Here is a 20,352-nt window from a genome sequence, read left to right on the forward strand (position 1 = left end):
TCAGACCCGCAGGTCGACGCGCTGGCCCTGTCCGGAAGGCGCCGGCGGGCCGGAGGCGGCGGCGCCCTGGGCGGTCTCCGCCACGAGCCCGGCCACGGCCTTCTCAGCGTTGATCTGCTGGCGCGCGACCGCGGTGCCGATCGCCTGGTTCTGGGACGAGGCCAGCATCCGGCTGGCGGTGGCGGCGAGAGCGCTCATGCACCCCTCCTACGCGCCGCCCGTGAATCCGGCGTTAGCCGGATCCACCGCTTTTGAGCGAATGCGGGCTCGGACCGGGTTCCCAAAGGGCTGAGCCCTTTGGCGGGGTTCAGGGGCAGAGCCTCTGAAGAGAGCAGGGCCCCGCCCTGCACCCGCAAAAGGTCGACGACCTTTTGAAACCAGGACTTCCAGCCGTTTCGTGCAGCGCTAAAAACTCGGCGGCGTGCAGGCGCTGACCAGCTCGCACGGGTTGGGGCCGACGCAGCGGAAGCGGTGCGGGCGGCGGCTGTCGAAGCTGTAGGCGTCGCCGGGGCCGAGGATGCGCCGCTCCTCGCCGACCGTGACCTCCAGGCGCCCGGAGAGCACGATGCCGCCCTCCTCGCCCTCGTGGGAGAGGGGCACCCGGCCGGTATCGGCCCCGGGCTCGTAGCGCTCCTTGAGGATCTGCAGCTTGCGCCCGAACAGGCTGTCGCCCACCTGCCGGAACGAGATCGCCCCCTTGGCCGCCTTGCGGCCGATCTCGGTGAGCTCGTCGGCCGCGAAGAACGCCTTGCGCTCAGGCTCCGGTTCGAGCGCGAAGAACTCGGCCATGCCGATCGGCACCCCGTCGAGGATCCGCTTCAGGGCGCCCACCGAGGGGTTCACCCGGTTCGCCTCGATCAGCGAGATCGCCGAGTTCGTCACCCCGGCCCGCTTGGCCAGCGCCCGCTGCGACAGGCCGTGGCGCGCCCGCACGAAGCGCAGGCGCGCGCCGACATCGATGCTCATTCGCCCGGGCCCCGTTTCAGGTGTTGAGGATCCCGCAACGGTGGCGCCCGCGGCCCCGATTCTGCAAGGGCTTGGCGGCGATCAGAAAAGGACTTGTTGCCCGATCCGCCAGGGTGTCCCCTGCAGAAACCTTCGCCCCGGAGCGCCGCCCATGACCGACCATCCCCTGCGCAACACGCCGTCGCTTGACGCCTTCTGGATGCCGTTCACGGCCAACCGTCAGTTCAAGGCGGCGCCGCGGATGCTCGTGGCCGCCGAGGGCATGCACTACACGGCCGATGACGGCCGCACGGTCCTGGACGGCACCGCCGGGCTCTGGTGCGTCAATGCCGGGCACGGGCGCCGGGGGATCGCGGCGGCGGTGGAGCGCCAGCTCGCGACGCTCGACTTCGCCCCGACCTTCCAGATGGGCCACCCGATCGCCTTCGAATTCGCCGAGCGCCTCGCCGAGATCGCCCCGGGCGGGCCGGACCAGCGCCTCGACCGGGTGTTCTTCACCAATTCCGGCTCGGAATCGGTCGACACCGCGCTCAAGATCGCGCTCGCCTACCAGCGGGCGATCGGGCAGGGGACCCGGACCCGGCTGATCGGCCGGGAGCGCGGCTATCACGGGGTCGGCTTCGGCGGATTGTCGGTGGGCGGCATCGTCTCGAACCGCCGGGTCTTCCCGCAGCTCAACGGCACCGACCACCTGCGCCACACCCACGACCCGGCCCGCAACGCCTTCGTGAAGGGCCAGCCCGAGCACGGGGCGGAGCTGGCCGAGGATCTTGAGCGGCTGGTGGCGCTCCACGGCGCCGAGACCATCGCGGCCTGCATCGTCGAGCCGGTGGCCGGCTCCACCGGCGTGCTGATCCCGCCGAAGGGCTATCTCGAGCGCCTGCGCGCGCTCTGCACCAAGCACGGCATCCTGCTGATCTTCGACGAGGTGATCTCCGGCTTCGGCCGCCTCGGCGCACCCTTCGCCACCGATTATTTCGGCGTGGTGCCGGACCTCGTCACCAGCGCCAAGGGCCTGACCAACGGCACGGTGCCGATGGGCGCGGTATTCGCGAGCCGCCCGGTGCACGACGCGCTGATGAACGGCCCGGACGGGATCGAGCTGTTCCACGGCTACACCTATTCCGGCCACCCGGTGGCCTGCGCGGCCGGCCTCGCGACGCTCGACATCTACCGGGAGGAGGGGCTGCTCACCCGCGCCGCCGACCTCGCCGACGATTGGGCGGCGGCGATGCACGACCTGCGCGGGCGCAAGAACGTCATCGACATCCGCACCATCGGGCTGATCGCCGGCATCGAGCTGGCGCCCCGGCCCGACGCCCCCGGCAAGCGCGCCTACGAGCTGTTCGTGGATTGCTTCCAGCGCGGCCTGCTCACCCGCGTCACCGGCGACATCATCGCCCTGTCGCCGCCGCTGATCCTGGAGCGCGGCCAGATCGGCGAGATCGTCGAGGTGCTGGGCGCGGCGATCGACCGGGTGGCGTGAGGGGCGGGGGTTGGCGGCCGCTGGATCGCGATCGAGCCTGCCGTACCGGCCCCTGACGTTCTAGCACCGGCCTACGGGCCGCGATCCCCTCGCCCCGCGTGCGGGGAGAGGGGGAACCCGCGCAGCGCCTGGAAAGTCGTGAGCACCGTCTCCCGCAGAGGGATGACACCGGGTGTGCCTAGTCGCTGACCTCTACCCATCGACACCCCGCCAATACCCGCGACGCGGGGGAGGGCGGCGCCGGTTGGCCTTGAAGCCTGTGGGTGACGGCCGCATCTGCCGCTCAACCTGGATGTGAGCCAGGTCGAGAGGATGTGCATGTCGAACACCGCCCTGATCGTCGGCGCCAGCGGGATCGTCGGGAGCGCCACCGCGGCGCGGCTCACCGAGGAGGGCTGGCGCGTCGCGGGCCTCGCCCGCAAGCCGGTGGCGATGGCGGGGGTCGAGCCCGTCGTGGCCGACCTGCAGGACCCGGCCTCCCTGGAGACGGCCCTGGCCGGCCTCGCCCCGAGCCACGTCTTCCTGGCGACCTGGCAGCGGCGCCCGACCGAGGCCGAGATGATCCGGGTCAACCGGGCGATGATCGAGAACCTGCTCGACGCCCTGCGGCCGATGGGTAGCGTCCGCCACGTCGCCCTGGTGACCGGGCTGAAGCACTATCTCGGCCCGTTCGAGGCCTACGGGAAGGGCGCCCTGCCGCAGACGCCGTTCCGCGAGGACCAGGGCCGGCTCGACATCGAGAATTTCTACTACGCCCAGGAGGACGCGGTGTTCGACGCCAGCGCCCGCGACGGCTTCGCCTGGAGCGTGCACCGCCCGCACACGATCATCGGCAAGGCGGTGGGCAACGCCATGAACATGGGCACGACGCTGGCCTGCTACGCCACCCTGTGCCGCGCGCTCAACCGGCCCTTCACCTTCCCGGGCTCGGCCGCCCAGTGGAACGGGCTGACCGACATGACCGATGCCAGGCTGCTCGCCCGCCATCTGCTCTGGGCCTCTACCGAGCCGAAGGCCGCCAACGAGGCGTTCAACGTCGTCAACGGCGACGTCTTCCGCTGGAGCTGGATGTGGGGCCGGATCGCCGACTGGTTCGGGATCGAGGCGGTGCCGTTCGACGGCACGGTCCGGCCGCTGGAGGAGCGGATGGCCCAGGACGGGCCGGCCTGGGCCGAGATCGCCAAGCAGCACGGCCTGGCCGAGCCGGACCTCGCGAAGCTCGCCTCGCCCTGGCACACCGACGCCGATCTCGGCCGGCCGATCGAGGTCGTCACCGACATGAGCAAGAGCCGCCGGCTGGGTTTTTCAGCGTATCAGCCGACCGACGACGCCTTCTACGACCTGTTCACACAGCTCCGGGCGGACCGGCTGATTCCTTAAGGGGGAACGCATCGCCGGATGGGGGACAGGTCCCCTTCCGCGCGAGTTAGCCGATTCACAGGATGCGGTCCGGACGGTTCTCGGCCACAAGAGACGTCTCTCCGAGGCCGACACCCGCTTTCCCTCCCCCCCCCTCTGTGGGGGAGGGTGGCCCCCGAAGGGGGTCGGGAGAGGGGAGCAACGTGGCAGAACAGGGCTTCGCCCGTCATGCCGGCCACGCCTTCTCCTGAACCCGGGTCCCCCCTCTCCCGACCCTCGCTCACGCGAGGCCCACCCTCCCCCCTCCACGGGGGAGGGAGGCGCGCTTGGGGTTGGCCTTGGTTCTCGTCCGGCAGCGATGTGTGAACATCGTAGCCCGCACGGAAGAGGGGACCTGTGCTCCATACGAAGGACCGAACCCTCAGCCCGGTCGCCGCTCCGTCCCGCACCATTCGGCCACGAACAGCGCCATCGCGGTGGTGCAGCGCTTCACCGAGGCGAGGCTGACGCGCTCGTCGAAGCCGTGGACGTTCTGGGCGATCGGCCCGTAGCACAGGGCCGGAACCCGGTCGTAGAGGGCGTGGACCCGGGTATCGAGATAGCTCGGCGACATGAAGCTCTGCAGCTTGGTGCCCATCGCCCGCTCATGGGCGCGGCCGAGCACGGCCTCGGCCTCCGAGCCCTCCTCGAGCACGTAGCCCTCGGCGAAGAACCCGTTGAAGGCCACGCGCGGCGGGCTGTTGCCGAGGAACGGGTCGGTGCGGGCGAAATTCGCGACCGCGGCCTCGATCTCGGCGGCGGCCTTCGCGGCCGGGACGCCCGGATAGAGCGCGACCCGGCAATCGATCCGGCACCAGGCCGGCACCGAGGAGGCCCAGTCGCCGCCCTCGATCTTGCCGATATTCAGGTTGATCGGATGGTCCTCCGCCGCGAAGTGGCGGTGCGCGGACTTCTCGGCGTTCCAGCGCGCCTCGAGCTCCCGCAGGGCGCCGATCACCCGGTAGGTCGCGTCGATGGCGTTGGCGCCGGCCCCCATCTCGCGGACATGGACCGGCACGCCCCGGACCTCGACCGTGAACCACAGCACGCCGGTATTGGCGCGCACGAGCTTCTCGTCCTCGGGCTCCGGGATCAGCACGGCGTCGGCCCGGTAGCCGCGCAGATGGGTCGCGAGCGCGCCGTTGCCGGTGGATTCCTCCTCCACCACCGACTGGATCGTCACCGCGGCGGCGGGCTGGAGGCCGAGGCGGGCGAGCGCGTCGAGGGCGAACAGGTTGGCGGCGTGCCCCGCCTTCATGTCGCCGCCGCCGCGGCCGTAGAGCCAGTCGCCCTCGATCACCGGGTCGAAGGGCGGATGGGTCCACAGGTCGAGAGGCCCTTCCGGCACCACGTCGACATGGGCCTGCAGGATCAGCGAGCGCCCGGTCTCGGTCTGCGGACGGTGGTGGCAGACCACGATCGGGGCATCCGAATGCCGGTCATCGATCTTCGAGCCGCCCGGATGGGCCGCGATGGCGGCCCGGTCCATGGCGAAGCGCTCGGTGGCGTAGCCCCGGGCCCGGAACGCCCCGAACACGTAATCCTGGCAGGCATGCTCGGCCCCGCGCAGGGAGGCGAACCGGATCAGCGCCTGCGTGTGCGCGACCTGGTCGGCGAAGCCCTCCGCCACGGAGGCTTCGATCTCGGCGGCGAGGGCGGGGTCGAGGGTGGATGGGAAGACCATGGGATCTCCGGGTTCGGGACGGGGAGGAGGCGCCCGGCCGCGGGCGCGTGTCAACGGCCGCATCTTCCGTGCCGAATCGAACCTGCGCGGTCGTCGTGCGCGCAGCACCACACCCGTGGCGTACGCCACGGTCCGGGATCGCGCGCTGTCCTGGGTTGCCTCGCGGGGCGCGCTCTGCGCAGTCGAGCCCCGCGGCCGCCGGCCTGCGCCCAGGAACCTTGGCGTTGCCAATGGCTTAGCCTATCTGAAAGCTGTCTTCGCCCATCTATCGAGGTCGTACATGCGTATCGGTCTGGTCTCGGTCCTGTCGGGGCTCATTCTCTGGACCGCCGCGCCGCCGGCGGCGCGGGCGGATGTGCTCATCAGCGTCGACAAATCCTCCCAGCGGATGGAGGTCTCGGTCGACGGGCAGCCGCGCTACACCTGGCCGGTCTCTACCGGGGTCGAGGCCTACGACACCCCGTCCGGCTCCTATCGGCCGTTCCGGATGGAGCGCACCCACTTCTCGAAGGAGTGGGACGACGCGCCCATGCCGTTCGCGATGTTCTTCACCACCCAGGGCCACGCGATCCACGGCACCAACCACGTCCGCAGCCTGGGCCGCGCGGCGTCGCATGGCTGCGTGCGCCTGTCGGTGCGCAACGCCGCGACCCTGTTCAACCTGGTGAAGGCGCAGGGCATGAACCGGACCCGCGTCCAGATCGAGGGCGCGGATGCCGTGGTGGCGGAGCGCGCCGTGCGCAGCCGCCGGGTCGCCCGGAGCCGCGATCCCTACGCACCGGACGACAGCCTGGCCGATCTCGACCAGATGGGCCGGCGCACGCTCCCGGCCACCTACGCCCGCACCGTCGTGCGCCCGGCCTACGTGCCGGTCCCGGGCTATGGGTATCCCGTCGAGGTCGATGTGGTGGATGGCTGGTAGGGTAGGGGCTCGTCAGGCCCTTCCCACCCACGCCCGCATCGCGACGCAGCGCCCTCGACGGAGCCCTTTCGCGCAGCCGAGCGATCCTGGATCGCCCGGCGCCTCAGAATGAGGGGAGGGTTTGGGATACGCGCGGCCGCCCGACACACCGCGTCGTCTGGGCGCGGCCGCCCACCCCCTCCATCCGGGCCATTGCCGAGGCGGGCATCCCGGCCTAGCTCAAGCGCGGCCCTCAGAGGCTGCGCGGCGCCCGCCGCGATCGTCATGGATGGAGACTCCCCCCGATGCCCTTCGCTTTCAGCCGGCCCCTGCCTCTCGCCGCCCTGGCGCTGGCCGCTTCCACCGTGGCGGGTCATGCCCTGGAGGTGACGCGCTCGGCCGACATCGCCGCGCCGCCGGCCAAGGTCTGGCAGACGATCGGCGAGTTCTGCGGCATCGGCGACTGGCACCCGGCCATCGAGAAGTGCGTCCTGTCCGACAAGGACGGCATGAAGGTCCGCACGCTGAGCCTGAAGGGCGGCGGCACCCTCAAGGAGGAGCAGGTCTCCCGCGACGACAAGGTGATGAGCTACACCTACACGATCCTGGAAGGCCCGCTGCCGGTCGCCGACTACAAGTCGACGCTGGCCGTCGCCCCCGAGGGCACGGGCTCCAAGGTGACCTGGAGCGGCACCTTCAACGCCAAGGGCGCCCCCGACACCGTGGCGGTCGACGCCATCCAGGGGATCTACGAATCGGGCCTGAAGGCGCTGTCGGACAAGGCCAAGTAGCCGCGCCCACCCGCGCGGGCCGAAGGCTCGACGCGCCCCCTCTTCCGCACGGGAGAGGGGACCTGCACCCTCTGCGGGAAGGTCAGGGCATCTCAGCCCCGGATCACACCGAGCGCGATGCGTGATCATCACAGCGCACAGCCATGCCGCCGGGGCGATTGACCCACTGCCAAGCTCGGCTCAAAACCCCGGCGGCGCAGCCCGTGCGCCGCAACAGGATGATCGCCGTGCCCGCGTCCCGTCTCCCGATGCGTCTCAGTCTCGTCGTTCTCGCCGCCGCGACTTTGGGTGCCTGCCAGCAGCGCGCCGCCGCGCCCAAGGTCTCCGAGCCCTCGCCCGTCGTGCCGGCGCCGCTGGCCCTGCCGACGGGCAGCGGCTGCGGCCCGGAGATCGCGCGCACCAAGGCCATCGTCGACAGCGATGTGGCGACCGGCAACCTCAACAAGCCGGTAGGCGACCGCTTCAACGCCGACCTCAGCCAGGCCGCCGCGGAATGCGCCGCCGGCAAGTCCGGCGAGGCGCTTCACCTCCTGGCCGCCGCCAAGAGCCGCTACGGGTATCGCTAGAGCATCATCCCGAACGGTGGACGCCGGCTTTCGAAAACGATGACGCGAAGCGCAGTCTGAGCGCGGGACTTAGAGCACCTCACAAAACTCCCGGTTCCCGGGAGCTCTCCCTTCGCACGCGACGGTGCGGCGGGAGTTTTGTGAGAGGCTTTTAGCAGGGCTCCGCCCTGCACCCGCACAAGGTCCCGGACCTTGTGGATCCGGGACTCAAACAATGAACAGCAAGTTCAAGCCCGCCCGGCGAAACCCGTCCTCGGTGATCTTCAGGTCGAGGCCGTAGGACGCGATGTCGTCCGCCACCGGGTCGAGCGCCGGCGCCCGATGCTGGTGCAGGTGCTTGATGTAGCTGTGGCAGGTCGTGCAGGTCTCGACCTGGACGTCCTTCGACACCTCGTCGAGCCCGTAATAGCTGATGCCCTCGCCGGAGCCGCAGGCGGTGCAGCGGATCCGGACATGGTTCCACAGGGTGCCGCAGACCGAGCAGCTCAGGTACCGGGCCTTGTCGGCCGGGGTCCAGCTGACCACCACGCTCGCCACGGGCGCGCCGCCGCAGCACGGGCAGACGCCGTCGGCCACGGGCTTCAGGGCGGATGCGTCGAGCCGCGCCGCATCCTGGGCGAACCGGACCTGCAGGGCCGCCCCGACGAACACGCATTCGGCGATCCGCTCCACCGGCAGCGCGCCTTCGACGACCTGCACGGCCAGGTCGAGCCGGTCGGCCGGGGACGCCGCCAGCAGGCTCGCCCGCGCCGCCTGGGACGCCTCGGGCGACACCGACAGGTCGAGCTGTTCCAGGAGGGCAATGAGGCAGGCGTCGAAGCCGGCATCGGTCTCGAGCCGCTGGCGTGACAGGGGCGGCATGCCGTGCTCGGCGCGCAGGGCCATGTCGGCCGCCGCTGGGGCCTCGGCGGCCGGGAACGCCGCCTGGACCGAAGCCTGCGCCCGGGCGACCTCGGCCACGAACAGCAAGTAGGCCTCGAGCGGATGCCCCGGCGCCGCGGCGGTCAGGCGCGCGGCTCGGTCGGCGAACAGCGTTCCGGGATCGGGCAGCCGCACGAACGGGACCGAGCCCGAGATCCCGATCTTGTCGGGATCGGGCTTCAGCTCGCTGAAATCCCGCCGCCGGGGCTTCGGCTCGGAAGCGGCTTGCGTCGTCTCGGCCGGGACCGCGGGCTTGCGCCGGAAGAAATTGGCCACGCCTCAGGATCCGCGCTTGTCGACCGAGCCCCGGCGCACCTTGGCGCCGGCGATCTGCCGGAACCACTTGCGGTGATGCCGGTAGGCCCAGCCACCCGTCACCGTGCCGCGCACCATCGCCCGGCCGGTGCCCCGCACCCAGATGCCGGCATAGATGTGGACCACGATGATCGCGATGGCGATCACGGCGGCGAGCGAGTGGGCGAGCAGCGCCCAGCGCTGGGTCTCGATGGTGGTCAGCCCGCCAAAATAGGTGTTCCAGATCACGAGGCCGGTGACGAACATCACCCCGATCAGCGCGGTCTGACCCCAGAACACGCCCTTCTGGCCGGCATTGTACTTGCCGAGCTCCGGCAGGCGATCCTCCCGGTTGGTGACCACGTCGCCGATATGCTTGGTCCACTCGACATCGTCCTTGTTGGGGATGTTGAGCTTCCAGAAGCGCACGAACAGGAAGAAGAAGCTCACCGCCAGGGCGACGCCGAACCAGGGATGGATCGCCCGGGTCGCCTGCCCGCCGCCGAACAGGCCGGTCAGCGAGAACAGGTAGGGCGTGAACATCGCCAGCCCCGAGAGGGTCAGCAGTGTGAACAGGATCGCGGTGATCCAGTGGTTCACGCGCTGAACCCCGGTGTAGCGCGGGACGTACATCACCTCCGGCGCCTCGGACCTGGCGTGATGCAGCGGGCGGGAATCACCGTCCCGGATATCGTTCTGGCTCGTCATCGGCCTTCTCGCGCCTGACGTGGCGCCGGCCCTGCGCCGCAGCGGCGGCGAGGGCTGGCTCTGGAATTTTAGATCGGGCGGCCCGTCGGATCTACGCGATCGCAGGACCGGCCGCGGGTCCACTCTCCCGTACGGAAGAGGGACAGGGTGAGGGGTGCGACCTCTCCGGAAGACCCGGGTCCCTCACCCAACCCTCTCCCGCACGGGAGAGGGGGCATGTCGCGTCTCTCGGGCCACCGTGCCGGCCCGAAAGACGTGTCAGTGCGGACGGGCCTCGTCGCCGCCGCTCTCGCGGCGCTTGGCCTCGTCGAACTCGACCGCCTCCTCCTCTTCCTCCGGCACGACCTCGTTCGGGCCGGCCGTCACGTAGTGGAAGAAGCCCGCCACCGCGGCAAAGCCCATCGCGGCGAGCCCGAACACCTTGGCGCCGCCCTTCCAGAAGGCGACCAGCGGCGAGATCTTCGGGTCGTTCGGCAGGCCGGCATAGAGGCTCGGCTGGTCTGCGTGGTGCAGCACGTACATGACGTGCGTGCCGCCGACGCCGGCCGGGTCGTAGAGGCCGGCATGCTGAAAGCCGCGCGACTTCAGGTCCTCGACGCGGGTCTCGGCCTGCTCGATCATCGCCTGCTTGGTGCCGAACATGATCGAGCCGGTCGGGCACGCCTTGGCGCAGGCCGGAGCCTGCCCCACCGCGACCCGGTCCGAGCACAGGGTGCACTTATACGCCTTGTGGTCGGTCTGGCTGATGCGCGGGATGTTGAACGGGCACCCCTTCACGCAATAGCCGCAGCCGATGCAGTTCTCCTCGATGAAGTCGACGATGCCGTTGGAATACTGCACGATCGCGCCCGGGGACGGGCACGCCTTGAGGCAGCCCGGCTCGGTGCAGTGCATGCAGCCGTCCTTGCGGATCAGCCATTCGAGGTTCTGGGTCTCCGGGTTCTCGTACTCGGTGAACCGCATGAGGGTCCACGACTTCGGCGTGAGGTCGTGGGGGTTGTCGTAGACACCGCGATTGATGCCGATGTCGTCGCGCAGGTCGTTCCACTCTTCGCAGGCCGACTGGCAGGCCTTGCAGCCGATACACTTCGACACGTCGATGAGCTTGGCGACCTCCACCTGGCGGCGGATCTCCGGCGGCGTCTCCGTGGAGGCGGAGCGCTGACGGATATCGAGGGAGCTGTAATCGGCCATGATCTCAGCTCCCCTCAGGCGACCGCGTCGGACGGCGGCGTGGTCGGCTCGATATTCACGAGCCAGGCCTTGAACTCCGGCGTCTCGGTATTCGCGTCACCCACCACGGGCGTCAGCGAGTTCGGGTGCCATCCTTTCTTCGTCAGGCCCATGAAGCCCCAGTGCTGCGGGATGCCGACGACGTGGACGGGCTTGCCGTCGCAGATCAGCGGCTTGATCCGCTTGGTCACCACCGCCTTGGCCTTCAGCGAGCCGCGCTTCGACCAGACGCGGACCCAGCCGCCCTTGGTGATGCCCTTCTCCTTGGCCAGCTCCTCCGAGATCTCCACGAAGGCCTCCGGCTGGAGGATCGCGTTGATCCGGGCGTGCTTGGTCCAGCCATGGAAGTGCTCGGTCAGACGGTAGCTCGTCGCCGCGTAGGGGAACTCCTTCGCGTCGCCGAGATCGGCCAGGTCGTCCTTGAAGATCCGGGCCGCCGGGGCGCCCTTGATCTTTGGGAACGGGATGTTGGCCATCGGCGACTCGAACGGCTCGTAATGCGTCGGGAACGGCCCGTCGCGCATGAGCCCCCGGGTCCACAGGCGGGCGACGCCCTCCTGGTTCAGGATGAACGGCCCGACGCCCTTATCGGGGGCGACGGTGACGCCGTAATCCGGCACGTCGAAGCCGATCCACTGCTTGCCGTTCCACTCGATGAGCTTCTTCTTCTCCGACCAGGGCTTGCCCTCCGGGTCGCAGGACGCCCGGTTGTAGAGCACGCGCCGGTTGGCCGGCCACGCGAAGGCCCAGTTCGGGGCGATGCCGCGGTCGCCGGGATCATTGTTGTCCCGGCGGGCCATGGTGTTGCCCTTCTCGGTGTAGCAGCCCGAGTAGATCCAGCACGCGCAGGCGGTGGTGCCGTCGTCCTTGAGCTGGGCGAAGCCGTCGACCTGCTTGCCCGCCGGGATGATCGTCCCGTTGAGGTCGGGCGTCGGCGCCACCGTGTAGCCGTTGAGCTCGCGGGCGAGCTCGGTCGGCGTCGGCGACTCGGCGATGGCGTAGTCCCATTTCAGGTTGACGATCGGGTCCGGGAACGCGCCGCCATCCTTCTTGTAGGCCGCCTTCACGCGGAGGAAGATCTCCGACATGATCTCGATGTCCGAGCGGCACTCGCCCGGCGCTTCCTGCGCCTGCCAGTGCCATTGCAGCCAGCGGCTGGAATTCGACAGCGAGCCTTCCTCCTCCACGAACAGGGTGGTCGGCAGCTCGAACACCTCGGTCTGGATCTTGGTCGGATCGACGTCGTTGTACTCGCCGTGGTTCTCCCAGAACCGGGCGGTCTCCGTCTTGAGCGGATCCATCACCACGATGAACTTCATCTTGGAGAAGGCTTCCGTCATCTTGGCGCGATTCGGGAACGACAGCAGGGGGTTGAAGCCCTGGATGACGTAGCCGGTCATCTTGCCCTGCTTGGCGAGCTCGAACCCACGGATCACGTCGTAGGTCGGCACGTCGAGCTTGGGCAGGTAATCGTACGCCCAGTCGTTCTCCTTCGTCGCCTTGTCGCCCCACATCATCTTCTGGAACGAGACGAAGAACTTGTTGTAGTTCTGCCAGTAGCTGGTCTGGCCCGGACGCAGCGGCTTGAACTGCCGCTTGGCGATGTAGCTCGCGTAGTCCGGCTCCTTCTCCACGGGCAGGTTGAGATAGCCCGGGATGAGGTTCGACATCAGCCCGAGATCGGTCAGCCCCTGGATGTTGGAGTGACCGCGCAGGGCCTGCATGCCGCCGCCGAGCATGCCGATATTGCCCAGCAGCGTCTGGACGATGCACATCGACCGGATGTTCTGCGAGCCCTTGGAGTGGTGCGTCCAGCCGAGCGCGTAGAGGGAGGCCATCGTCCGCTCAGGGGAGGACGTGGTCGCCATCAACTCGCAGACCTTCAGGAAGGTCTCCTTCGGCGAGCCGCAGATCCGCTCCACCATCTCGGGCGTGTAGATGGCGATGTGCTTCTTCAGCAGCTGCATGACGCAGCGCGGATGCTGCATCGTCTCGTCGACCACGGCGTAGCCGTCGGGACCGATCTCGTAGTCCCAGGTGGTCTTGTCGTAGTCGCGCTTGTCGGCGTCGTAGCCGGCGAACAGGCCCTCGCTGAAATCGTAGCCCTCACGGACGACGTAGCCCGCGTTGGAATAGGCCGCGACGTAGCGGTGCTGCAGCTTGTCGTTGTCGATCAGGTACTTCGCGACACCCGACAGGAACGCGATGTCGGTCCCCTGCCGGATCGGGCAGTATAGATCGGCCACCGACGCCGTGCGGGTGAAGCGCGGGTCGACGACGATGAGCTTGGCGTTGTTATGGGCCTTCGCCTCGACGACCCACTTGAATCCGCACGGATGCGCTTCGGCGGCGTTGCCGCCCATCACGGTAATCACGTCCGCGTGCTTGATGTCCATCCAGAGGTTGGTCATCGCACCGCGTCCGAAGGAGGGCGCCAAACTGGCGACCGACGGACCGTGTCAAACCCTGGCCTGATTATCGAAGACCAGGGCCCCCATGCTTCGGACTGTCTTGTAGGTCAGCCAGGCCGTCTCGTTGGTGGTGGCCGAGGCGCCGAGGAAGCCCGTCGTGGTCCAGCGGTTGACCGTGAGCTCTTCGTTCTTGGCCAGGAAGTTCTTGTCCCGATCCTCCTTGAGGAGGGTCGCGATCCGGTCGAGCGCGAAGTCCCAGGAGACGCGCTTGAACTCGGAGGTGCCGGGGGCGCGGTAAAGCGGGTACTTCGTGCGGGTCTCGGAATGCACGAAGTCGAGCAGCGCCGAGCCCTTCGGGCAGAGCGTGCCGCGGTTGACCGGGTGATCGGGATCGCCCTCGATATGCATCACCGAGGAGCGCGCGTTCTTCGAGCGGTCCCCCAGGCTGTACAGGATGACGCCGCACGCCACCGAGCAGTACGGGCACGTGTTGCGCGTCTCGCGCATCTGCGCGAGCTTGAAGGGCCGAACCGCGGCCGCCATGGCCGGCTGAAGTCCGCCGAAGCCGAGTGCGCCGAGCGAGCCGCCCGCGAGGCCGGCGCCGGCCCCTTTGAGCAGGCCACGCCTAGAGACCTGGACCGTCATCTCCGCTCCTAAAGCGATCTGGTATAATTCCAGGGTGTCCCAAAAAAGCGTGCACGAGGCAAGTGCGATTGGGTGACACAGCGCGCGGCGCCGTCGTCTTTTAGCCGGCACGTTCGAATGCCGGCTATCATCCTGGGAAACCAGATCTTTTCGGACGGCGGATTATTTGGCGGGCGCGGCCGGGTTGTGGCCGGAGGGGCCGCCCGTGCGGTGGTCCAGCGGCGCCTGCGGCTCGGTCCCGGTGGAGTTGCCGGTATCGGCGCCGGGGACCGGCCGGTTGGCGTTCTCGCCGATCGACTTGCCGCCCGGATTCGGCGCGTCCTTGGCCGCCGACTGCTCCCGGGGCACCGGCGCTTGGCTCCAGCCGTCCTGGGCGCTGCGTGACTTGTCGCCCATCGCGTCAATCCCCTTGATCTCGCCGGGCTTGGTCTGCGCTAGGGCGGGGCTTGCCGCCGCGACCGCCAGGAACGCCGTCAGGGTCAGGGAAAGTGAGCGGGACAAGGGGCGGATCCGATCTGTGTGAGAAGTCATGCCCGCCAACGTAGCCCCGGGGCGGCCAGTTCCGGTTCGCTGCGGCGGCCGCGTGACGGCTTCTTAACCAAGCCTTGCCACTCTCGAAGCAGGGATGTGCGGAGGAGTCGGGATCATGACGAAGACGCACCCGGAGCGCCCGTCCGAGACGGCAGCCTCCACGAACGCGGGAGCGCTCGGCCCGAGCGTGCGGCGCCATCTCGGCCAGACCCTGCGCTCGGCCTATGCCGACACGCTGGCGGCCCCGATCAGCCAGCGCCTCGAAGCGCTGGTCCAGCAGCTCGCCAAGCCCAAGCCGTAAGGCGCCCCGCGACCCAGCCCGGCGGAGCCCTGGCGGATGAAATGTGCGCCAGCGCACGCCAGTTCGTTCTTTCTAAGAGACCCGGAAACACGCCGACATTCTTCTCCCTGCGCCGCGCGCGAGAGAAGATCCATGCCCTCTGCCAGGAGCGGGCTCTGAGCACGCTTGTGTTCCGGGCGATTCCGCCGATCCTGCACCGCGACGACGCTGACGCAGACACGTCCGGACGGCTTGACTTCGTTCGATAAAACGAACGATCCAAGGCGTTCCGGGCGCGTCTTCGTGTGGCGCGGCCGTCGGCGGCTGGGGGAGCGGACGTGATGAAGAACGGTGCGGCACGGAACCGGGCCTTCCGGGCGGTCGGGCTGTCGATGCTGGTCGGCGCCGGCCTGCTGAACGGCTTCCTGCCGGCCGCGGCCGAGACCGCTCTGCTCAACGTGTCCTACGACCCGACCCGGGAACTCTACCGCGAGATCAACGCCGTCTTCGCCGAGGAATGGAAGGCCAAGACCGGCGAGCCGATCACGGTGCGCGCCTCGCATGGCGGCTCGGGCGCCCAGGCCCGCACGGTGATCGACGGCGTCGATGCCGACGTGGTCACGCTGGGCATCCCGTCCGATATCGACGCCATCGCCAAGCTGACCCGCAAGATCCCCGAGGATTGGCGGACCAAGCTCCCGAACGAGGCCGTGCCCTACACCTCGACGGTGGTGTTCCTGGTCCGCAAGGGCAACCCGAAGGGCGTCAAGGATTGGGCCGACCTGACCAAGCCCGACGTGAAGGTGATCACCCCGAATCCGAAGACCTCGGCCGGCGGCCGCTGGAATTTCCTGGCCGCCTGGGGCTACGCCTACGCCCAGGACAAGGACACCGCCAAGGCCGACGCCTTCGTGGGCCAGATCTACAAGAACGTGCCGGTGCTCGATACCGGCGCCCGCGGCTCCACCGTGACCTTCGCGCAGCGCGGGCTCGGCGACGTGCTGCCGACCTGGGAGAACGAGGCCTACCTGGTCCTCCAGGAATTCGGCGCCGACAAGTTCGACATCGTGTCGCCGCCGACCTCGATCTACGCCGAGCCGCCGGTAGCTCTGGTGGCCGCCAATGCCGAGCGCAAGGGCACCACCAAGGCCGCCCAGGCCTATCTCGACTTCCTCTACAGCGACCGCGCGCAGGCGATCTTCGCCAAGCACCATTACCGGCCGATCCGCCGCGAGGCGGCCGCGGCCGCCGACCTCGCGCAGCTCCCCGAAATCAAGCTGTTCAAGATCGAGGACATGCAGGGCTCCTGGGACGACATCCAGAAGCGGAACTTCGACGCCGGCGGCCTGTTCGACCGGTTGAGCCGGGCCGGCCGCTGAGGCGGGAATCATGGTCGAGACGCCGCGTCGCAAACGGACCTTCCGCCGTCCCAGCGTGATCCCGGGCTTCGGGCTCAGCTTCGGCTACACGCTGACCTGCCTGGGGCTCATCGTGCTGCTGCCGCTGGCCGGGCTCGTCGTGAAGGCGTCCGGGCTCGGCCTCTCGGGGATCTGGGACGTCGCCACCGATCCGCGCGTAGCCAGCGCCCTCAAGCTCAGCTTCGGCGTCTCGGCGCTCGCCGCGCTCACCGCCTCGGCCTTCGGCTTCCTGGTCGCCTGGGTCCTGACCCGCTACCGCTTCCCGGGGCGCAAGCTCGTGGACGCGGCGGTCGACCTGCCCTTCGCGCTGCCGACCGCGGTGGCCGGCATCGCGCTGGCCTCGCTCTACGCCCCCGACGGGCTGCTCGGCGCGCCGCTCGCCCGGCTCGGGATCCAGGCGGCCTACACGCCGGTGGGGATCTTCATCGCCATGGTGTTCATCGGGCTGCCCTTCGCGGTGCGGACCGTGCAGCCGCTGATCGCCGAGATCGACAAGGAGATCGAGGAGGCCTCGGCCACCCTCGGGGCCACCCGGTTCGCCACCCTGACCCGGGTGGTGCTGCCGCCGCTGATCCCGGCGGTGCTCACCGGCTTCGCCATGGCCTTCGCCCGCGGGGTCGGCGAGTACGGCTCGATCATCTTCATCGCCGGCAACCTGCCCTACGTCTCGGAGATCGCGCCGCTCCTGATCGTGATCAAGCTGTCCGAGTTCGATTACGGCGGGGCGGCGGCGATCGCCACGATCATGCTGGGCATCTCGTTCCTGACGCTCCTCGCCATCAACCTGATCCAGGCCTGGAGCCGGAGGCGATTCGGCTATGTCTGAGATCTTCTCCCCGACCTTCGCGCCCGCTGCGCGCACGGAGCCGGTCGCCTCGGAAGGGACCGGCACGCGCGTCGTCCTGATCGGGATCGCGATCGCGTTCCTGGCGCTGTTCCTGGTCCTGCCGCTGATCGCGGTGTTCACCCAGGCTCTGTCGAAGGGGCTCGACGCCTTCCTGGCGGCGTTCCGGGAGCCGGATGCCTGGAGCGCGATCCGCCTGACACTGACGGTGGCGGCGATCGCGGTGCCGTTCAACGTGGTGTTCGGCCTGGCGGCGTCCTGGGCGATCGCCAAGTTCGAGTTCACCGGCAAGTCGCTGCTGATCACCCTGATCGACCTGCCCTTCTCGGTCTCGCCGGTGGTCTCGGGCCTGATCTACGTGCTGCTGTTCGGCTCGCAGGGCCTGTTCGGCGGCTGGCTGCTGAACCACGGGATCCAGATCCTGTTCGCCCTGCCGGGGATCGTGCTGGCCACCGTGTTCGTGACCTTCCCGTTCGTGGCCCGCGAGCTGATCCCGCTGATGCAGGAACAGGGCTCCGCGGAGGAGGAGGCGGCCCTGACGCTCGGCGCCTCGGGCCTGCACGCGTTCCGCACGGTGACGCTGCCCAACATCCGCTGGGGCCTGCTCTACAGCGTGCTCCTCTGCAATGCCCGGGCGATGGGCGAATTCGGGGCGGTGTCGGTGGTGTCCGGCCACATCCGCGGCCTGACCAACACCATCCCACTCCACGTGGAGATCCTCTACAATGAGTACAACTTCGTCGCCGCCTTCGCCGTCGCTACGCTCCTCGCTGTCCTTGCCCTCATCACCCTCGTCCTCAAATCCATCCTCGAATGGCGCTTCGCGGGCGAGCTTGCGCACGGCCGGGCTCACTGATCGCCCGTCCACGGCGATCCGGGTCGAGGGCATCTCGAAGACCTTCGACACGGCCGCGGTGCTGCACGACCTGTCGATCGACGTGCGGGCGGGGGAGTTGCTCGGGCTGCTCGGCCCCTCGGGCTCGGGCAAGACGACGCTGCTGCGGATCATCGCCGGTCTCGACGCGCCGGACCGGGGCCGGATCCTGTTCGGCGACGACGACGCCACGGGGCTGGCCGTGCAGGAGCGGGCGGTGGGCTTCGTGTTCCAGCACTACGCCCTGTTCAAGCACATGAGCGTGGCCGACAACATCGCCTACGGGCTGAACGCGCGGCGGCGCGCCGAGCGCCCGGCCAGGGCCGAGATCAAGCGCCGGGTCGGCGACCTGCTCGACCTGATCCGGCTCTCGGGCTTCGGCGACCGCTATCCGTCGCAGCTCTCGGGCGGCCAGCGCCAGCGGGTGGCGCTCGCCCGGGCGCTCGCGGTCGAGCCCCGCGTCCTGCTGCTGGACGAGCCCTTCGGCGCTCTCGACGCGCAGGTGCGCAAGGACCTGCGCCGCTGGCTGCGCGAGATCCACGACCGCACTGGCCAGACCACGATCTTCGTCACCCACGACCAGGACGAGGCCCTGGAGCTGTCGGACCGCGTCGCGGTGCTCGACCGCGGCCGCCTCGAGCAGGTCGGCACCCCGGACGAGGTCCAGGAGCACCCGGCCTCCGCGACCGTGATGAAGTTCCTCGGCGACCACGTCGAGGTCGAGGCGCTGGCCGAGGGCGGCCGCGTGCTGGTGCGCGGCCGGGAGACCCCGGTGGCGGCGCCCGCCGGGATCATCGGCCCGGTCAAGCTCTATGTCCGGCCGTGGCAATTGCAGCTCGCCGAGCCCGAGGCGGCGCATCTCTCCGGCACCGTGCGCAGCTCCTACCGCAGCCAGGGCCGCCAGCGCATCGAGGTGGCCGACGACCAGGGCCGCGTGCTCGCGGTGGAGGATTTCGACGGCGTCCGCTACCCGGCCGGCCATCCGGTCGGCCTGCGGATCAACGGCGGGCATGTGTTCGGGTGAAGCTCGTCAGACACCGCACATCCGCCTAGGCTCCAGCTCATGACGATCCCGAATCGCACCGCCCATCCCGACGTTCTCTCGGCAATCGGCCAGACACCGCTGATCCGCCTGCGCCGGGCCTCCGAGGCGACCGGCTGCGAGATCTTCGGGAAGGCCGAGTTCCTCAATCCCGGCCTGTCGGTGAAGGACCGGGCGGCGCTCGCCATCGTGCAGGATGCCGAGGCGAAGGGCCTGATCCGGCCGGGCGGGACCATCGTGGAGGGCACGGCCGGCAATACCGGTATCGGCCTCGCCCTGGTGGCCTCCGTGCGCGGCTACCGGACGCTGATCGTCATCCCGGTCACCCAGTCCGAGGAGAAGAAGCAGACCCTGCGGCTCGCGGGCGCGCGCCTCGTCGAGGTGCCGGCGGTGCCGTTCGCCAACCCGAACAACTACGTCCACGTCGCCCGGCGGCTGGCCGAAAAACTCGCGGCTACGGAGCCGGCGGGCGCGTTCTTCGCCGATCAGTTCGACAACGTCGCGAACCGTCAGGCGCATGTGGACGGGACCGGCCCGGAGATCTGGGCGCAGACCGGCGGCCGGGTCGACGGCTTCGTCTGCGCGGCCGGGACCGGCGGGACGCTGGCCGGCACCGCGGCGGCCTTGCGGGCCCGGAAGCCGGGCCTGCGCATTGCACTCGCCGACCCGGAGGGCTCGGCTCTCTACGCCCACTACACAAGCGGCACCCTGAAGGCGGAGGGCTCCTCGATCACCGAGGGGATCGGCCAGGGCCGCATCACCCGGAACCTCGACGGCTTCACCCCGGACCACGCCTTCCGGATCCCCGACCGCGAGGCGCTGGACATCGTCTTCGGGCTGATGCGGGAGGAGGGCCTGTCGCTGGGCGGCTCGTCCGGCATCAACGTCGCCGGGGCGATCCGGCTGGCCCGGGAGCTCGGTCCCGGCCACACGGTGGTGACGATCCTGTGCGACGGGGCGGCGCGCTACGCCTCGAAGTTGTTCAATCCGGCCTTCCTGACCGAACGGAACCTGCCGGTCCCGGGCTGGCTGGAGGCGCCGCAGGATGTGTTGCCGGATTGGCACGCCTGAGAACTACCGCCTCATCCGGGCAATATCCTCACAAAAGCGTGGCCCTGTGTTGAACGGAACGGATTGTCGCAGCGTTTGAACGGTCACGCTCGCAACAGCGCGACCGTCCGGAGAGCCCGTTCTATGTCCCTCGTTACCATTCTCCTCATCATCCTGATCATCCTGGCCTTCGGCGGCGGCGGCTTCCTGGGCGGCGGCGCCTATCGCGGCCCGGGCTTCGGCCTCGGCGGCATTCTGCTGATCGTGCTGATCGTCCTGCTGGTCACCGGCCGGCTCTAAGCACCGCAC

The 20,352-nt window shown here is 69.4% G+C and carries 20 protein-coding genes; 12 read left to right on the forward strand and 8 right to left on the reverse strand.

Going from position 1 to position 20,352, the window contains the following annotated elements; translation table 11 throughout:
• Both LGR69_RS04415 and LGR69_RS04420 read right to left on the reverse strand, forming a co-directional pair.
• Positions 1-198: a hypothetical protein gene (locus tag LGR69_RS04415; protein ID WP_007563183.1), complete on the reverse strand. Its 198-nt coding sequence runs from the start codon at positions 196-198 to the stop codon at positions 1-3.
• A 207-nt stretch (positions 199-405) separates the two neighbouring features.
• Positions 406-966: a cupin domain-containing protein gene (locus LGR69_RS04420; protein ID WP_007563185.1), complete on the reverse strand. Its 561-nt coding sequence runs from the start codon at positions 964-966 to the stop codon at positions 406-408.
• A 151-nt stretch (positions 967-1,117) separates the two neighbouring features.
• On the opposite strand from LGR69_RS04420, the gene aptA reads away from it, so the two are divergent.
• Together aptA and LGR69_RS04430 are read left to right on the forward strand one after the other, a co-directional pair.
• The gene (gene aptA / locus LGR69_RS04425; RefSeq protein ID WP_230365298.1) at positions 1,118-2,452 is read left to right on the forward strand and encodes an omega-aminotransferase AptA; all 1,335 of its coding nucleotides are present in this window, start codon (positions 1,118-1,120) and stop codon (positions 2,450-2,452) included.
• Between the two features lie 318 nt (positions 2,453-2,770).
• Positions 2,771-3,832 carry an SDR family oxidoreductase gene (locus LGR69_RS04430; RefSeq protein ID WP_230365299.1) on the forward strand — a complete coding sequence of 354 codons (1,062 nt, stop codon included), beginning with the start codon at positions 2,771-2,773 and terminating at the stop codon, positions 3,830-3,832.
• A 400-nt stretch (positions 3,833-4,232) separates the two neighbouring features.
• Here the strand turns inward: LGR69_RS04430 and LGR69_RS04435 are convergent, their stop codons facing one another.
• A complete protein-coding gene (locus LGR69_RS04435; protein ID WP_007563188.1) occupies positions 4,233-5,534 on the reverse strand; it encodes an ArgE/DapE family deacylase in 1,302 nt (433 codons plus the stop codon).
• 280 nt (positions 5,535-5,814) lie between these two features.
• On the opposite strand from LGR69_RS04435, the gene LGR69_RS04440 reads away from it, so the two are divergent.
• The 3 genes from LGR69_RS04440 (at position 5,815) to LGR69_RS04450 (ending at position 7,792) form a co-directional block, all read left to right on the forward strand.
• A complete protein-coding gene (locus LGR69_RS04440) occupies positions 5,815-6,456 on the forward strand; it encodes a L,D-transpeptidase (RefSeq protein ID WP_230365300.1) in 642 nt (213 codons plus the stop codon).
• A 284-nt stretch (positions 6,457-6,740) separates the two neighbouring features.
• Positions 6,741-7,226: an SRPBCC family protein gene (locus tag LGR69_RS04445; protein ID WP_007563192.1), complete on the forward strand. Its 486-nt coding sequence runs from the start codon at positions 6,741-6,743 to the stop codon at positions 7,224-7,226.
• A gap of 218 nt (positions 7,227-7,444) precedes the next feature.
• Complete coding sequence (locus LGR69_RS04450; protein WP_091863417.1) at positions 7,445-7,792, forward strand: hypothetical protein; 348 nt, start codon at positions 7,445-7,447, stop codon at positions 7,790-7,792.
• 207 nt (positions 7,793-7,999) lie between these two features.
• Here LGR69_RS04450 and fdhE read toward each other — a convergent pair whose 3' ends face one another.
• The 5 genes from fdhE to LGR69_RS04475 form a co-directional block, all read right to left on the reverse strand.
• On the reverse strand, positions 8,000-8,989 hold the full coding sequence (gene fdhE / locus LGR69_RS04455) for a formate dehydrogenase accessory protein FdhE (RefSeq protein WP_230365301.1): 990 nt from the start codon (positions 8,987-8,989) through the stop codon (positions 8,000-8,002).
• Positions 8,990-8,992: 3 nt separating this feature from the next.
• Complete coding sequence (locus LGR69_RS04460; protein WP_091863415.1) at positions 8,993-9,715, reverse strand: formate dehydrogenase subunit gamma; 723 nt, start codon at positions 9,713-9,715, stop codon at positions 8,993-8,995.
• Positions 9,716-9,973: 258 nt separating this feature from the next.
• Positions 9,974-10,909, reverse strand: coding sequence for a formate dehydrogenase subunit beta (fdxH, locus tag LGR69_RS04465; protein WP_007563200.1), 936 nt, complete (start codon positions 10,907-10,909; stop codon positions 9,974-9,976).
• Positions 10,910-10,923: 14 nt separating this feature from the next.
• Positions 10,924-14,004, reverse strand: a complete 3,081-nt coding sequence (gene fdnG / locus LGR69_RS04470; protein WP_081496973.1) for a formate dehydrogenase-N subunit alpha — start codon at positions 14,002-14,004, stop codon at positions 10,924-10,926.
• 162 nt (positions 14,005-14,166) lie between these two features.
• Positions 14,167-14,505 carry a hypothetical protein gene (locus LGR69_RS04475; RefSeq protein WP_007563207.1) on the reverse strand — a complete coding sequence of 113 codons (339 nt, stop codon included), beginning with the start codon at positions 14,503-14,505 and terminating at the stop codon, positions 14,167-14,169.
• Positions 14,506-14,650: 145 nt separating this feature from the next.
• Here LGR69_RS04475 and LGR69_RS04480 point away from each other — a divergent pair, with 145 nt between their 5' ends.
• The 7 genes from LGR69_RS04480 (at position 14,651) to LGR69_RS04510 (ending at position 20,343) form a co-directional block, all read left to right on the forward strand.
• Entirely contained in the window at positions 14,651-14,836 is a 186-nt protein-coding gene (locus LGR69_RS04480) for a hypothetical protein (protein WP_007563209.1), read from the forward strand.
• 320 nt (positions 14,837-15,156) lie between these two features.
• On the forward strand, positions 15,157-16,194 hold the full coding sequence (locus tag LGR69_RS04485) for a sulfate ABC transporter substrate-binding protein (RefSeq protein WP_370881372.1): 1,038 nt from the start codon (positions 15,157-15,159) through the stop codon (positions 16,192-16,194).
• Between the two features lie 10 nt (positions 16,195-16,204).
• Positions 16,205-17,059, forward strand: a complete 855-nt coding sequence (cysT, locus tag LGR69_RS04490; protein ID WP_050733610.1) for a sulfate ABC transporter permease subunit CysT — start codon at positions 16,205-16,207, stop codon at positions 17,057-17,059.
• Positions 17,052-17,933: a sulfate ABC transporter permease subunit CysW gene (gene cysW / locus LGR69_RS04495; protein ID WP_007563215.1), complete on the forward strand. Its 882-nt coding sequence runs from the start codon at positions 17,052-17,054 to the stop codon at positions 17,931-17,933. Before cysT ends, cysW begins: the two co-directional genes overlap by 8 nt.
• Positions 17,934-17,991: 58 nt before the next feature.
• Positions 17,992-18,975 carry a sulfate/molybdate ABC transporter ATP-binding protein gene (locus tag LGR69_RS04500; protein WP_050733640.1) on the forward strand — a complete coding sequence of 328 codons (984 nt, stop codon included), beginning with the start codon at positions 17,992-17,994 and terminating at the stop codon, positions 18,973-18,975.
• 39 nt (positions 18,976-19,014) lie between these two features.
• On the forward strand, positions 19,015-20,064 hold the full coding sequence (locus tag LGR69_RS04505; RefSeq protein ID WP_230365303.1) for a cysteine synthase A: 1,050 nt from the start codon (positions 19,015-19,017) through the stop codon (positions 20,062-20,064).
• Positions 20,065-20,187: 123 nt separating this feature from the next.
• Complete coding sequence (locus tag LGR69_RS04510; protein ID WP_007563230.1) at positions 20,188-20,343, forward strand: hypothetical protein; 156 nt, start codon at positions 20,188-20,190, stop codon at positions 20,341-20,343.
• Positions 20,344-20,352 lie beyond the last annotated feature (9 nt).

The sequence above is a fragment of the Methylobacterium brachiatum genome (assembly GCF_020523825.1).
Lineage (GTDB): Bacteria > Pseudomonadota > Alphaproteobacteria > Rhizobiales > Beijerinckiaceae > Methylobacterium > Methylobacterium brachiatum.